Source organism: Rhodobacteraceae bacterium M382 (genome assembly GCA_025141015.1).
Classification (GTDB): Bacteria; Pseudomonadota; Alphaproteobacteria; order Rhodobacterales; family Rhodobacteraceae; genus Aliisedimentitalea; species Aliisedimentitalea scapharcae.
This window is the reverse complement of record CP081098.1, coordinates 2,756,387-2,770,098: the sequence shown is the minus strand read 5'-3', so window position 1 is coordinate 2,770,098 and position 13,712 is coordinate 2,756,387. Positions and strand designations below refer to the sequence as shown.

At 58.5% G+C, this 13,712-nt stretch carries 12 protein-coding genes; 6 read left to right on the top strand and 6 right to left on the bottom strand.

What is annotated here, in order from left to right; all coding sequences use genetic code 11:
* Nucleotides 1–2: 2 nt before the first annotated feature.
* The 6 genes from K3727_12940 to K3727_12915 all read right to left on the bottom strand — a co-directional run bounded on the left by K3727_12940 (nt 3) and on the right by K3727_12915 (nt 6,850).
* Nucleotides 3–1,154, bottom strand: a complete 1,152-nt coding sequence (locus tag K3727_12940) for a protein nirF (protein ID UWQ89724.1) — start codon at nt 1,152–1,154, stop codon at nt 3–5.
* Nucleotides 1,151–1,468 carry a cytochrome c gene (locus K3727_12935; GenBank protein ID UWQ89723.1) on the bottom strand — a complete coding sequence of 106 codons (318 nt, stop codon included), beginning with the start codon at nt 1,466–1,468 and terminating at the stop codon, nt 1,151–1,153. Before K3727_12935 ends, K3727_12940 begins: the two co-directional genes overlap by 4 nt.
* Nucleotides 1,461–2,237, bottom strand: coding sequence for a uroporphyrinogen-III C-methyltransferase (gene cobA / locus K3727_12930; protein UWQ89722.1), 777 nt, complete (start codon nt 2,235–2,237; stop codon nt 1,461–1,463). Before cobA ends, K3727_12935 begins: the two co-directional genes overlap by 8 nt.
* A 399-nt stretch (nt 2,238–2,636) precedes the next feature.
* Nucleotides 2,637–3,065 (bottom strand): cupredoxin domain-containing protein, encoded by a 429-nt coding sequence (locus tag K3727_12925; protein ID UWQ89721.1) that lies wholly within the window; start codon nt 3,063–3,065, stop codon nt 2,637–2,639.
* 72 nt (nt 3,066–3,137) lie between these two features.
* A complete protein-coding gene (locus tag K3727_12920; GenBank protein ID UWQ89720.1) occupies nt 3,138–4,940 on the bottom strand; it encodes a NapC/NirT family cytochrome c in 1,803 nt (600 codons plus the stop codon).
* 233 nt (nt 4,941–5,173) lie between these two features.
* Nucleotides 5,174–6,850, bottom strand: coding sequence for a nitrite reductase (locus K3727_12915; protein ID UWQ89719.1), 1,677 nt, complete (start codon nt 6,848–6,850; stop codon nt 5,174–5,176).
* A 329-nt stretch (nt 6,851–7,179) separates the two neighbouring features.
* Here K3727_12915 and K3727_12910 point away from each other — a divergent pair, with 329 nt between their 5' ends.
* The 6 genes from K3727_12910 (at nt 7,180) to K3727_12885 (ending at nt 13,709) form a co-directional block, all read left to right on the top strand.
* Nucleotides 7,180–8,364, top strand: coding sequence for an NnrS family protein (locus tag K3727_12910; protein ID UWQ89718.1), 1,185 nt, complete (start codon nt 7,180–7,182; stop codon nt 8,362–8,364).
* A 197-nt stretch (nt 8,365–8,561) separates the two neighbouring features.
* The gene (locus tag K3727_12905) at nt 8,562–9,014 is read left to right on the top strand and encodes a cytochrome c (GenBank protein UWQ89717.1); all 453 of its coding nucleotides are present in this window, start codon (nt 8,562–8,564) and stop codon (nt 9,012–9,014) included.
* A 14-nt stretch (nt 9,015–9,028) separates the two neighbouring features.
* Nucleotides 9,029–10,393, top strand: a complete 1,365-nt coding sequence (locus K3727_12900; protein ID UWQ89716.1) for a cbb3-type cytochrome c oxidase subunit I — start codon at nt 9,029–9,031, stop codon at nt 10,391–10,393.
* The gene (locus K3727_12895; protein UWQ89715.1) at nt 10,393–11,208 is read left to right on the top strand and encodes a CbbQ/NirQ/NorQ/GpvN family protein; all 816 of its coding nucleotides are present in this window, start codon (nt 10,393–10,395) and stop codon (nt 11,206–11,208) included. Before K3727_12900 ends, K3727_12895 begins: the two co-directional genes overlap by 1 nt.
* Before the next feature lie 9 nt (nt 11,209–11,217).
* Nucleotides 11,218–13,149, top strand: coding sequence for a nitric oxide reductase D protein (locus K3727_12890; protein UWQ89714.1), 1,932 nt, complete (start codon nt 11,218–11,220; stop codon nt 13,147–13,149).
* Nucleotides 13,150–13,205: 56 nt separating this feature from the next.
* The gene (locus tag K3727_12885; GenBank protein UWQ93364.1) at nt 13,206–13,709 is read left to right on the top strand and encodes a cytochrome c oxidase subunit 3; all 504 of its coding nucleotides are present in this window, start codon (nt 13,206–13,208) and stop codon (nt 13,707–13,709) included.
* The last annotated feature ends 3 nt before the right edge of the window (nt 13,710–13,712 follow it).

Here is a 13,712-nt window from a genome sequence, read left to right as displayed (position 1 = left end):
ACTTAGAGCCCCGTTCTGTGCGCGCGCGCGGTAAAGAAGATTCCGGACGGGCTGTCGGCGTCGATTTCGCGCAACTTCTCAAAGGTTCGGGTGTCATAGATCATGACTTTCCCGGCATCTCGCACGCTCAGCCAGACCTCATGCCCACGTGGTGTGAATTCCATGTGCAACACGGCGGGGCCGGGTTTGAATTCGTGGATGATGTCTTTGCTTACACTGTCGATCACCTGGATCGTATCATTCAGGGGATGGGCAAAATTGACCCAGACCTGCCGCCCATCGGGGCGTGCCATGGCAAAGACCGGCTGGCCATAGGTTTGTGTGCGCCCGGTTTCCTGCAAGGTATCGGCATCGACCCACAGAACCTCGTGATGGCCCACGGCTGGCAACACGAATTCCGACCCGGTCAACGCCCAACCTTCCAGGTGGGGCATCTTGTAGACGGGCATTTCCTGTTGACCGCGGCCATAATTCGGCAACACCCGGATCGGTTCCGGGGTCTCGTCCCACAGATCCAGCGCGGTCAGACCGTCTTCGCCGAACAACCCGGTGATATAAGTGCGCCCATTGGCGGTGATCAGCGCGTCATAGGGACGGTCGCCCATGTCGGTGATCTTGGTGATTTGCATGTCGGGCTGTGACAGATCTGCGATCCAGGTCTCGCCCGTGTCCCACATGGTGAATACGAACCGGCGCCCCGGTGCATCAACCAGACCGATGGTTTTGCTGTCGGTGGGGATGTCCGCCACCAGTTCCAGCGTGTCAGCGTCAAAAATCCGCACACCACCGGGTTCATAGTTGGACACCGCCACCAGTTGGCCATCGTCCGAGATGGCACCACCGATGGCATTGCCGGCCTGTACGACGCGGTTTGCGATGGTGCGGGTTACGATATCGACTTTGGTCAACCCACCGTCGCGGCCGAACACATAGGCAAACCGTTCGTCCGGCGAATAAACCAACGAGGCATGGGAAAGATCCCCCAGCCCTTCGATGCGGGCCAATGTTGCCCGTTCGGATTGATCCACCAACAGAACGGACCCTTTGGTCCGCTCGATGATCAACCCCAGATCGCCAGTCGCGATCGTATCGGCCTGGAGCGGGCTGGCCGCGACAAACAAGGCGGTGAGGAGAGAGAGGGTGAGGGGTTTCATTCTACCTCCGGTTTCAACAAATAGCGCGTCACCCAGTCTGCCTCTGCGTCCGTCATCAGAGGACGCCAGGGTGGCATCGGGGTGTCCGGGATCCCGTCCAGGATCACGGATTTCAGGGATTCGGGGCTGTGATGTGTCAGGTTTTCGGATCGAAGGTCCGGGCCCAACCCACCTTTGAGCGCAAGCCCATGGCAAGAGCCACAATCCTGATGCACCAGCCGGGTCAACGCATCGGTATCGACCGTTTCACTGGCCTGTGCGATGCCAAGTCCAAGACACAGGGACACCAAACTGGGGGCGATGATCCTAGGCATGACCACCGACCTGCATCAGATCCCTCGCGATTTCCGTGATGGGTTCTTTGGCATAGAGCGACACAACGCGGCCAATGATGAACAGGGTCGGAGCAGAAAGCTCGGCTTTGCGAACATCTGTTGCAATGCTGTCCAACCGTGACACCAGACGGCGTTCGTCGGGGGTGGTGGCGCGGCCCACGGCCATGACCGGTGTCGATCCCGGCAGCTTTTCAGTCATCAGCCCCATGGCAATCTGACCGACATTGGCGACACCCATATAGACAACCAGGGTCGTGTCAGGATTGGCCAGTCGTTTCCAATCCAGATCCAAAACCTTGTCGGCCTGACGATGCCCGGTGACATATTGAACACCGGTGGCCAAACCGCGATGCGTCAACGGCACACCGGTGACACAACTGGCACCCTGCGCAGCCGTGATCCCGGGCGCGTATTCGACGGCAATGCCGCGCGCCATGAGATAGGCGGCCTCTTCGGACCCACGACCAAAGATCATCGGATCCCCCCCTTTGAGGCGGGCTACCTTGCGGCCTTTTCCGGCCTGTTCCACAAGGATGTCGTTGATTTGATCCTGGGTTGCCAAATGACATTTGGGGGCCTTGCCCACAGCAATCATTTCCACGCCATCGGGGGACATTGCCAAAATGTCTTCACTGACCAGGCGGTCATAGACGACAACATCCGCATCCTTGAGCATCCGCAAGGCCCGCAGGGTCAGCATCTCGGGGTCTCCAGGGCCTGCGCCGATGAGGTACACTATACCGGTCATGTCAAATCTCGCTCGTCTTGAATCTGGCTGGCAGCCGCCTTTGTCCAAAGATGTGACCCCAAGCGGGCAGTCGCCGCAGGGGCGCAAATCTTCAGAATAGGGGCCGGGTGTTTCATGAAGGCAGAATGGGACGGGCCGGGGCGGGCTGCCTTGACAAAAGGCAAGGCACGTCAAAATTCGCGCAATTGGGTCATCTTTTCCGAACCAGGACGCGGCCGTGACAGGCACCCCAGGGTTTATGCGATGACAGAGACCCGGTCTCGCGGCTCGGGGAACAGAGTCTCATGCCGCGTGGCGTGACACCTCCCTGAAAACTCGGGAGGACTGTCTTCTTTCTGGTTCGAAATACCTCGGGGGAGCAGCCAAGGGCTGCGGGGGCAGAGCCCCCAAATTCGGCCCTTACGGGGTGACGGTGACCATGCCGATCATATTTTGCGTTTCCCAGTGTGGGCCGCAGAGGTAATTCTGATCGCCCGGGGTCAGAAACGTGAATTCCACATGTTCTTCGGGAAAGGCGCGGTCGGATTCCACCATGCCTGCATCGGGAGATAAAACGCTGTGGCTGGTGCGCTTGTCAACATTGACCCAGCGCACGGTTGTGCCGACAGGAACGGTGATCTGCGCCGGGCAGAAGTTGTATTTGTACATGGTGACAACTGTCACGCCTTCGGCCTCGGATGAGGGGGCCGCGAACATCTCGACATAGCGCTCTTCGGCCTCGGCGCACAGGGCGGCCTTGTCGACGTCTTTGGCGGAAACGGAAAACGCTGCCGCACTAAAGATCGCAGCACTCAGTAGAACGGGGGAAAGAAGACGGGGCGGACGCATTGGCGGATCTCCTTGCCAAATAAAATAGGAAGGGCGGCCGGAAGATCCGGCCGCCTGTTTTTTTAAGGGCGTTTACTGACCGACCACATTAATCATGGCGTCTGCGCTATCCAATGCAAAGCTGGTGTTCAGCGTTACATGGTGGAAACGGGCAGCTGCATAGTCATCGTGTATAGCAAAGCCGACAGTATAGGTTTTGCCTGCTTCCAGCGGCACATCCCCCACAGCACCAGAGTTCAGAGGACGCGAGAAGACCACGGTCCAGATCCCGGCCGACAGGCTGGCCTGGGCGGCGATTTCACCGTCATTCTGCACCCGGCGGTCCAGCAGATACCCATTGCTGGCGCTGCCATCGGCATAGACACGCATCAGGTCCATATAGGTCCCATCAGCCAGCAGCTGCTCGAGCTCTTCGGGGGTTTTCAGCTTGTCCCAACCACCCTGGGCCTTACCACGGCGGCCTTTGACTTCGACCTTGGTCCGGCTTTCGGACAGGTATTTGGTGATCGTGTCATTGGCTTGCAGCTGAGCGGCCACATCGCCATTGGCGGCAATCGCCTCTGCACCCGGATCGAACGGCATATAGGTGTTGTCCGCGTGGCAGGTGGCCCAACAGCCGACCTGATCACCCAATTCGATGCCTGTGCCGGTGATCATCATCGCGACCTTGACCTGGTTGTCGGGGTCCATCTTGCCACCTTCGACAAAGGGGGCGGGGAAGTGGCCCGCATCCGGCCATTGCATCCGCACATACAGGTTGTCTGCATCATGAGCGGCCTGAACGGTTGCATTGATTATGCCGCGTTTGCCCGGAATCGGGGTGGGCTCGACTTCATCGTTTTTGCCGCCGCCGCCTGCAACAACCTTGTTGCCGATGGTTTCCAGTTCCTTGGCGTGACAGGTGGTGCATTGATCGCCACCTTTGGTCAACGGACGGGCACCACCGTGCTGTTTGCCGTTCTGGACCCATTCAAACGACGCCTGACCGGGGTAGAACAGGGTCAGATCGGTTGCCGCCACAGCGTTCCAGTCCACACCCGGGGCAACATCTGCGCCCGAGGCGCTATCGTCCTTGGCCTCGCCTGCTGCCAATGCGCGTTCTTCTTCGCGCGCGGCATCGACGGCAGCCGCGATCCGGGCCTGAATGGCTTCATTTTCGGTCTGTTTCGCAACTTTGGCGGCTTCGGCCTCGGCGGCTTCCTTGGCTTCCACGCGGGCGAGGCTGTCCAGGTATTCCTGTGGCACTTCCCGCACGAATTTCGGGTTCGGGGCCTCCAACGCTTCGAGGTATTCGTCCTCGGCGCGGTCACGCACATTCTTGTGCGCGATCCCCTTGTGACAGTCGATACAGGTCTGACCGGTCTGCATCGCGTTCATGTGCTGCGCGCGGGCACGGGGGCGTTGGAATTCGGGCATCATCGATTCAAAATCGTGGCAGTTGCGACATTCCACCGAATCCGTGGCCTTCATTCGTTCCCATTCGTTCATCGCCAGTTGCAGGCGGTGTTTGTCGAATTTTTCCGGCGTGTTGATCTTGCCTGTGATTTTCCCCCAAACTTCCTTGGACGCCTTGATCTTGCGGATCATTTTGTGGGTCCAGTCCTTGGGGACGTGGCAGTCGGAACAGACCGCGCCGACCCCGGACCTGTTCACATCGTGAATCGTGCCCTGGTATTCCTGATAGACGAAATTCTCCATCTCGTGGCACGAGATACAGAAGTCCTTGGTGTTTGTGGCTTCCATGGCGGTGTTGAAGCCGCCCCAGAAGATGATGCCGGCAACAAAGGCCCCGGCAATTCCGGCGATCGGCATTCCCCATAGGAAATACCGCTTCCAGATCGGTTTTTTCGGTTCAGCACCGGTGGTCTGGGTCATATCCAGGCTCCATCTTGGCTCTCTATTGGGCGGTGATTTGCGTGACCGCCATGTGTTGGATTGCGCATTGGATTGCGTGTTGGATTGCAAGGAGCGGGGGGTGAATTCCGGGTGTTTCTTGACTTGCCCGGGTGTCCCCCGGTCGTCGCAATCCCGACACCGCCATTTGTCATGTCAGTAGCAAAAAGGGGCGGGCGCCTGGCCCGCCCCTCGATTTGGACTTTCCGGTCACATCAGGTGACGTGGTTCGAACGGTTGTAGACGTTGAATTTGCCGGTCGGAGCATAAAGCCCTTTGACGCGACCAATTTCTTCCAGCGTCTTGGCGTCGTAGATCACGATTTCACCATTTGGCTCCAGCGAGTCAGACAGGTTCCATTTGGAGACCCAAACTTCGGTGCCGTCTGCGTTGAACTCAAAGTGCACAGCGGCGCTGCCTTCGACATCGGTAACCTGGATGGTTTTTACGATCTCGCCGGTCTCTTTCGAGATGACCTGAACGGACTGCTGAATTTCCGGCTCCGGGTGTTTGGTCTGGTCAGCCCAGATGTAATCCGAATTCGGGTGTGTCCGCACGAACAGGCCGGGGCCGTCGGTTTCAACTTCGTAGCAAACCTTCCACGCATTGTCGGGATTGTTTGCAGGGTCGTTGCCCCAGACAGTCACGGTCCCGACACCCAGGTGGGTGGTGCCTGCAACAGGGCCACAGTTCGGGTCGATCCAGTTGGCGCCAGGGCCAGGGTGCGGCAGAGCTGCGGTGTCGATCATGGCTTCCAGTTTGTGGGTCTGGGTGTCAACGACAACCATTTTGTTCGACGCGTTTGCGGCGATCTGGAAGTAACGACCTGTCGGGTCAAAGAAACCGTCGTGCAGGAACTTGGCGCTGTCGATCTTGTCGATCTTCAGGTTGTCGAGATCGGTGTAATCCACCTGCCACAGCTGACCCAGCTCTTTCACGGCAACGATCCATGTGGGTTCGTTGGGAGTGGTATAGATCGCAGCAACGCGGGCTTCTTCGACATATTCACCGTCGACGTTCACACCACGGGTCGAAACGACTTTGACCGGTTCCATGGTCTGCGCATCAACGATGGCAAAGTGCGGAGGCCAGTAACCGCCACCAATCACGTATTTGCCGTCGCCGGACACGGCCACGTCGCGGGCGTCATAGGCGATTTTGACTTCGGAAACCAACATCTTGTCCGGTGTCTGCCACAGGTCGATCTTGGTCATCTTGCCGTCACGGCCCATGGTGTACCAGAAGCGACCGGGGTTTTCAGGCTCGGTGATCTTGTGGTGCTCGGACGCTTTCAGAACGTGCACCGCATAACCGGTGGGGATGTGAACAAGCACTTCTTTGGTGTCGCCGTCGACAACGGCCACTTTACCGGCGTCACGCTCGATGACGACAAAGAAGTTTTCCCAGTTGCGGCCGTGCATTGGCTCGGTCGGATAGTCGGCTTCTTCGACGTAAACCTTGCGGGTTTCCATCATCTGGGCCAGCGACATTTCTGGCGGTTTAGGTGGGTCCATCATGATGTATGTGGACATGTCTTTGATTTCTTGCTCGGTCATGATGTCCGAGAAGTTGTTCATACCGCCTTCGGTACCCCAGGCGATAATCTTTTCAAGACGCTCCTGGCCCAGCTTCAGCGTGCCACCTTCGGTGACGGTGCCGTCTGCTGCGGTTTTCTTCCAATGCGGTTCCAGGTTTTTACCTGTTGCGCCTTTGCGCAGAACGCCGTGGCAGCCCGCACACTGTTCAAAGTACAGCTGTTTGGATGCTTCAAATGCTTCATCGCTCAGGGTGGGTTCATTTGCGAACGCGGGCGCAGCGGCGCTGCCCAGCAGCATCGCAATGCCAACGCCGAGAGCGCGAGAAGTTTTCTTGTAGGTGATTCCAAGTGACATGATCACTCTCCAGTTGGGTGGTGAGGCAGGTGCGAACATGCGCCTGGGCCGCTGGGGTCTCCTTGACAAAAGTCAACGGATCTCGCGATTTCGTGAGGCGGTCCAAAGGGTCGCAGGTGCGCACGCTTTCGGCACAAGGAATAGGCACGCACGCGTGAGAGAATTTGCTGTCAGTTGATTTTTGTTAAGTCCGAGGCGTCCCGCATTCCTTACTCCTATATACAGGATATCGGTGTCCCAGCTTGCTGCCAGGTTGTGCCGATGACCCGGATCAGGGGCATTCCCTATCCGAACGCAGACGTCCGTCCGGACGGGCAGGGAGATAATTGATGATGGCGACAGTGAACCGGGTTTTCAGCGAAGGGTTTCGTGTCTTCTTTCTGGCAGCTGGGATTTATGGGATCTTTACCGGTCTGGTTTGGACCCTGTGGCTGGGTGGGGTGATTGAAACCCCCTCTCAGGCGTTTGCACCCCATCTGTGGCACGCGCACGAAATGATTTTTGGCTATGCCACAGCGGCCATCGGCGGTTTTTTCCTGACAGCAGTGCCCAATTGGACCAACGCACCCGGCGCACGCCAGGGGTATATCGCCGTGGTGTCAGGCCTGTGGTTTGCCGGACGCCTGGCCGTTTGGTATTCGGCGGCATTGCCCCCATTGGCGGTGGCGGGGCTGGATCTGATATTCGTGCCCATTCTGGCGGCCAAGATCCTGAGCCAGCTGCTAAAACGGCCCAAACCACAAAACATGATGTTCATGATCTTCCTGGCGTTGCTGTGGGGGTCGAACCTGATGGTCCATCTGGAATGGATCGGGGTTACGGATGACACGGCCTATGCCGGAATGCGGGGCGGGGTCATCGTCTTGTGTTCTCTGATCGCCATTCTGGGCGGACGGGTGACGCCGGCCTTTACCCGCAATGCCATGAAGCGTGACGGGGTTCCCGAGCCGCGCTGGCCACGCAGTGTACCGGTCATCGAACGCGCGACAATTGTTTTGGCGATCCTGCTCCCGGTGTTGGTTCTGGCGCAGGTGCCTGCGATCTTTTCCGGGGCAATCGCGATCGTATTCGGGGTGGTCCAGCTGATCCGGCTGTCCAAATGGGGCGGGGGCTGGTGCCTGAAGCAACCCATCCTTCTGGCCCTGCATATGGGGTTGGCCATGCTGGCGCTGGGTTTGATCCTGTGGGGGCTGGCCGGGCTGCAGATCGGGGATGAAATCGCGGCACTTCATGTTCTGGGAATCGGCTGTGTCGGCGGCATGACGCTCGCGGTGATGAGCCGGGCAGGGCTGGGCCATTCGGGGCGGCCATTGATCGCGCCAACGCCGATTGCCTTGGGATATTTTGTCATTGCTCTTGCCGCGGCCATGCGTTGGGTGGGGCCGATGCTGTCGGACAGCCTGTTCCTGCCGTCGATGATGATCACAGGGTTTCTCTGGGTTCTGGCCTTTGCGCTGTATGTCGTGGCGATGTGGCCTGCGCTGACCCAGCCACGTCTGGGGTCAATGTCCTGAGTTTCAACCGGGTGACCTGAATTTTGGGCGTGCCCCAGCCGGGGTGCGCCCGTTTTGCGTCTGCCATCAGGGCCGCAAAACCCAATATATTCCAAACAAATATCAGCAACTCACAATAGCTTGACTTTTGTTAAGGCAGATAAGCGGCCCTCCGCCGATAACCGACAGACCGTAAACGCGGCGCAAAGGAGAGCGCAATGCGCGAAGTCATGACCAAAAGCATGGCCCGAAATATATTCTATGGCGGGTCATTGTTCTTCATCATCATCTTTCTGGCTCTATCGTTCCACACGGCACGATACATGGTCACCACTTCGACCAATGTGGAGACGCTGACCCACAGCGTGGCCGCAGGTAAAAAGGTCTGGGAAGATAAAACTTGTATCAACTGCCACTCCCTTCTTGGGGAAGGCGCCTATTTTGCCCCTGAGCTGGCAAATGTGATGGAACGCTGGGGCGTTCTTGAAGATCCTGAAGATGCCTTTGAGACTCTCAAAGGATGGATGGAATCCCAGCCCACCGGCATCGAAGGCCGTCGTCAGATGCCAAACTTCAATCTGAGCGACGAAGAAATCCGCAACCTCAGCGACTTCCTGATCTGGACCAATACGATCGATGCTCAGGGCTGGCCGCCGAATGATGCGGGCTAAGGAGACTTGAGAAAATGAAATACAAATCTCAAAGAGTTGCTCTGGTCTACTTTGCAGTGGCCATGGGCCTGTTCGCAGTCCAGGTGCTGGGCGGTCTGCTCGCCGGCTGGATCTATGTGGCGCCAAACACGCTGTCTGAACTTCTTCCGTTCAACACCGTACGCATGCTGCACACCAATTCATTGATTGTGTGGCTGATTACCGGCTTCTTCGGAGCCGCTTATTTCCTGATCCCCGAAGAGGCGGAACGGGAAATCCATTCAGAGAAAATCGCCTATCTGCAGCTGGCCATTCTGGTCATCGGTACACTGGGCGTGGTTGTCACTTATGTGTTCAACCTGTTCGAAGGTCACTGGCTGCTGGGTAAAGAAGGCCGCGAGTTCATCGAACAACCCAAATGGGTCAAAGCCGGTATTGTGGTTGCTGCCCTTCTGTTCCTTTACAACGTGTCCATGACCGTTCTGAAGGGCAAGAAGACCGCCATCACCAATATCCTGCTTCTGGGGCTCTGGGGTTTGGCGCTGCTGTTCCTGTTCAGCTTCTACAACCCCGAAAACCTGGCACTGGACAAAATGTTCTGGTGGTACATCGTTCACCTGTGGGTGGAAGGCGTCTGGGAACTGATCATGGCCTCGATCCTGGCCTATCTGATGCTGAAACTGACCGGTGTTGACCGTGAGATCGTTGAAAAATGGCTCTATGTCATCGTTGCCGCGGCCCTGTTCTCGGGGATCCTTGGCACCGGACACCACTATTACTGGATCGGTGCGCCTGCGTACTGGCAGTGGATCGGATCCATCTTCAGCTCGCTCGAAGTCATCCCGTTCTTTGCGATGATGTCCTTCGCCTTTGTCATGGTCTGGAAGGGCCGTCGTGATCACCCCAACAAGGCCGCTTTGCTGTGGTCCCTGGGCTGTGCGACACTTGCCTTCTTTGGCGCTGGCATCTGGGGCTTCCTGCACACGCTGCACGGTGTGAACTATTACACCCACGGCACGCAGATCACTGCAGCCCACGGACACCTGGCGTTCTTTGGGGCCTATGTGGCTCTGAACCTGGCGATCTTCAGCTATGCCATGCCGATCCTGCGGGGACGTGATCCCTATAACCAGGTTCTCAACATGGTATCCTTCTGGATGATGACATCCGGTATGGTGTTCATGACCTTTGTTCTGACCTTTGCAGGGACCATTCAAACCCACCTGCAGCGTGTTCTGGGCGACTACTTCATGGACGTGCAGGATCAATTGGCCATCTTCTATTGGATGCGCTTTGGGTCGGGTATCGTGGTTGTTCTTGGGGCTGTGCTCTTCATCTATGCGATGTGGGTACCGCGCAAGGAAATCATCGAACGCGCTGTCGAAACTCCGGCTGAGTAATGGATATGGACGGAAATATGAACCTCGGAATGGGGGCGGCTGACGCCCCCTTCTACCTCCCGCAGGGCGATGAACGCGAAGTCTTCACCGCCGCGCATGAAAATGGCCTGCCGGTCCTGCTCAAAGGTCCGACTGGCTGCGGTAAAACCCGATTTGTGGCCCACATGGCCGCCAAACTGGGCCGCCCATTGTATACTGTTGCCTGTCACGATGACCTGGCCGCAGCCGACCTGATCGGGCGTTACCTGCTGAAGGGCGGCGAAACCGTCTGGGTCGATGGACCGCTGACCCGCGCGGTGCGCGAAGGGGCGATCTGTTATCTCGACGAAGTGGTCGAAGCCCGCAAGGACGTCACCGTCGTGCTGCACCCACTGACCGATGACCGGCGTATCCTGCCGATTGATCGCACCGGCGAAGAACTCGAAGCCGCACCCGGCTTTATGCTCGTGGCCTCTTATAACCCGGGCTATCAGAATATTCTCAAGACGCTGAAACCCTCCACCCGTCAGCGGTTCATCTCGGTCGAATTCGATTTTCCTGCGCAAGAGCTGGAAACCAAGATCGTGGCCGAAGAAAGCGGATTGGACGTTGACCGCTGCAAGGCGCTGGTGCGTCTGGCCGGAAAACTGCGGGGCCTCAAGGGGCAGGACCTGGAAGAAGGGGTTTCGACCCGTCTGGTGGTCTATGCCGCAACCCTGATTGCACAAGGAATGAATACCGATCGCGCCATCCGTGCGGCGATGATCGAACCGTTGACAGACGACGAAGACATAAAGCGCGGGCTCCTCGATCTTGTCACTGCCGTCTTTGGGTGAGGCCGACAGATGGTAAAGATCGACTTTGAGCCATGGGAACCCGAAGAAACTGTCGGGAAACTATGGCACACCCTTGCCAGCCGTCTCGATGCGCCTGAGGCGCATGAGGGAGCCGTTGTCGACCTCAGTGAGGTCGGGGGGCGGCTGGCAGTCCTCTTTCGGGGACTGGGGGGCAGCCCAGCTGTTGAGCTGCGCCCCGTTTCCCCCGAGGTTTCGCACCATCGTCTGAGCTGGCGGCGCCGCTTGGGCACCGAAGCCGAGCTGCTGCCGCGCGCCAGTTTTGATGGTGAAATTCTGCGCCTGCCGGATCGGCTGGCGGTCTTTCCCACGCGCGAGGCCAATGGCGCGCTCTATGTCTGGCTGGCCGCGACGGCCGCATTTGCCGGAACCCGGATCGAAGAAGAAGACCCCCTGCGTGCGGACCTGCGCGCGCTGGCGGCGGCCCAACATATGGTTGACGATACTCTGGACGGCGCACCGGGTATGCGCACGCTTTATGCGGCGCTGTGCGATGGTGTGCTGCACCAACGCCAGGTTTCCAATCTGCCGCCCGTAGAGGCCCAGGTCGAAGCTGTGATCCGCCATATGCTGGGTGCGGATTTGCCCGCCCAGGCCCAACCGTTGTGGCAGGCGATGTCTACGGAGGCGCTGGACAATCTTGAGGCCCCGCGCGGTTATCAACCGTTTCGTCCGGTCCCGCTGTGGCCCGATCTGCGCGAAGTATCCCGCTCTGAACACATGGACGTCGAAAGCCGCGATACCGATGGTCCCCCCGAAGAAAGCGGTGAGAAAACCCACCGTGCCCGACGCCGCAAATCGGATCAGGCAGAACGTAGTGACAGCTTTATCCTGCACAAATTCGAAGCGATCCTCAGCTGGGCCGAGTTCCTGAACCTGAACCGCCGGATTGATGACGACGATCCCGACAACGCCAAAAAGGCCGCCGATGACCAGGATGAAATCGGATTGGGTCAGATTTCCAAGGCCCCGCCGACCCGGTTAAAGCTGCACCTTGATCTGGCCCCCGAAGACGTGGATCGCGAACGCCTGTCCGGTCGGGTGCTGTATCCGGAATGGGATGTGCGCACCAATGCCTATCTGCCTGATCACGTCAATGTTCTGACCTCGGATGCCGAAATCCGCGAAGACGCATCCGAATTCGCCAAAGACCCGGCCACAGCGCGCCGTATCCGTGCCGTCAAACGCCAATTCGAAGCGTTGCGCCCGGGCCGCGTCATGACCCGTGGCCATTTGGATGGCGATGTGTTGGACATCGAAGCCGCCGTGCGTGCGCAGGTGGACCGCCAGGCAAGCGGCGAGGGCAATGAACGGGTCTGGATGCAATCGCGCCCCGAAGCCCGTGATTTGGCCGTGTCAATTCTGCTGGATGTTTCCAGATCCACCGAAAGCGCCGTGGGTGACCGGGCCGTTATCGATGTGGAACGCGAAGCGCTGGCGGCATTGGCCTGGGGGCTGAATGCCTGCGGCGACGAGTTTGCAATCCACGCCTTTAGCTCGCTGAAACGGTCGCGTGTATACGTGCAGAAATGCAAAGGTTTTGATGAACCCATGAGCGGTCTGATCGAACAGCGCATCGGGTCCTTGCGTCCCGGTTTCTACACCCGTCTGGGTGCTGCGATCCGCCATACCTCGGCAGATCTGGCCGCCCAGTCGCGCAAACGGCGCCTGTTGTTGGTGATCACCGACGGCAAACCCAACGATCTGGACCACTATGAGGGCCGCCACGGTATTGAAGACACCGCGATGGCCGTGCGCGAGGCCCGCCGTTTGGGCCAGTCGGTCTTTGGGGTGACCATCGACAAACAAGCCAAAAGCTGGTTCGCGCGGATGTTCGGGCAGGGCGGCTTTGCCGTCATTCCCGACCCCGCGCGGCTGACCATGGCCTTGCCCCAGATCTATCGCCAACTGGTGGGGGCATGAACGAACAGACCGTGGAGCAGGGCAGTCTGATTGACGAATTGCCCGGCGAATTGATGATGTGGGTTCTGATCATTTCGGAACTTCTGGTCTTTGGTGCCGGATTGATTGCGTTCATGGGGGTGCGTTTGACTGACCCTGTCGGATTTGCCGAGGCGCAATCCTATCTCGATCGCACAGGCGCGGCGTTGAACACGGTTGTTCTTGTGTCCTCGGGCTATCTGGCGGCGCTGGCGCTGAACTGGCGTCGACAGGTGCAACGTCTGCGGGCGCGCGTGGCCCTGATTGGGGCCGCGGCGTTGGGGGTGGTGTTTCTGGTCATCAAAGGAGCGGAATACGCAGGCAAGGCCGCACAGGGGATCGGGACCGACACCCACCCCTTCTTCATGTTCTACTATTTGCTGACCGGGTTTCATGCGGCACATGTTCTGGCCGGGGTCGGTATTTTGCTGCTGGTGGCCTGGCGCGACAATCCCCGCAACATCGAGGCCGGAGCCCAATTCTGGCACATGGTGGATCTGGTGTGGATCTTGCTGTTTCCCGTGATCTATCTGCTGGGGTGATCT

What these genes read in the sequence shown, in the direction of transcription:
- K3727_12940 (UWQ89724.1), bottom strand. Translation starts at nt 1,154, where the DNA reads ATGAAACCCCTCACCCTCTCTCTCCTCACCGCCTTGTTTGTCGCGGCC.
- K3727_12935 (UWQ89723.1), bottom strand. Translation starts at nt 1,468, where the DNA reads ATGCCTAGGATCATCGCCCCCAGTTTGGTGTCCCTGTGTCTTGGACTT.
- cobA (UWQ89722.1), bottom strand. Translation starts at nt 2,237, where the DNA reads ATGACCGGTATAGTGTACCTCATCGGCGCAGGCCCTGGAGACCCCGAG.
- K3727_12925 (UWQ89721.1), bottom strand. Translation starts at nt 3,065, where the DNA reads ATGCGTCCGCCCCGTCTTCTTTCCCCCGTTCTACTGAGTGCTGCGATC.
- K3727_12920 (UWQ89720.1), bottom strand. Translation starts at nt 4,940, where the DNA reads ATGACCCAGACCACCGGTGCTGAACCGAAAAAACCGATCTGGAAGCGG.
- K3727_12915 (UWQ89719.1), bottom strand. Translation starts at nt 6,850, where the DNA reads ATGTCACTTGGAATCACCTACAAGAAAACTTCTCGCGCTCTCGGCGTT.
- K3727_12910 (UWQ89718.1), top strand. Translation starts at nt 7,180, where the DNA reads ATGATGGCGACAGTGAACCGGGTTTTCAGCGAAGGGTTTCGTGTCTTC.
- K3727_12905 (UWQ89717.1), top strand. Translation starts at nt 8,562, where the DNA reads ATGCGCGAAGTCATGACCAAAAGCATGGCCCGAAATATATTCTATGGC.
- K3727_12900 (UWQ89716.1), top strand. Translation starts at nt 9,029, where the DNA reads ATGAAATACAAATCTCAAAGAGTTGCTCTGGTCTACTTTGCAGTGGCC.
- K3727_12895 (UWQ89715.1), top strand. Translation starts at nt 10,393, where the DNA reads ATGGATATGGACGGAAATATGAACCTCGGAATGGGGGCGGCTGACGCC.
- K3727_12890 (UWQ89714.1), top strand. Translation starts at nt 11,218, where the DNA reads ATGGTAAAGATCGACTTTGAGCCATGGGAACCCGAAGAAACTGTCGGG.
- K3727_12885 (UWQ93364.1), top strand. Translation starts at nt 13,206, where the DNA reads ATGTGGGTTCTGATCATTTCGGAACTTCTGGTCTTTGGTGCCGGATTG.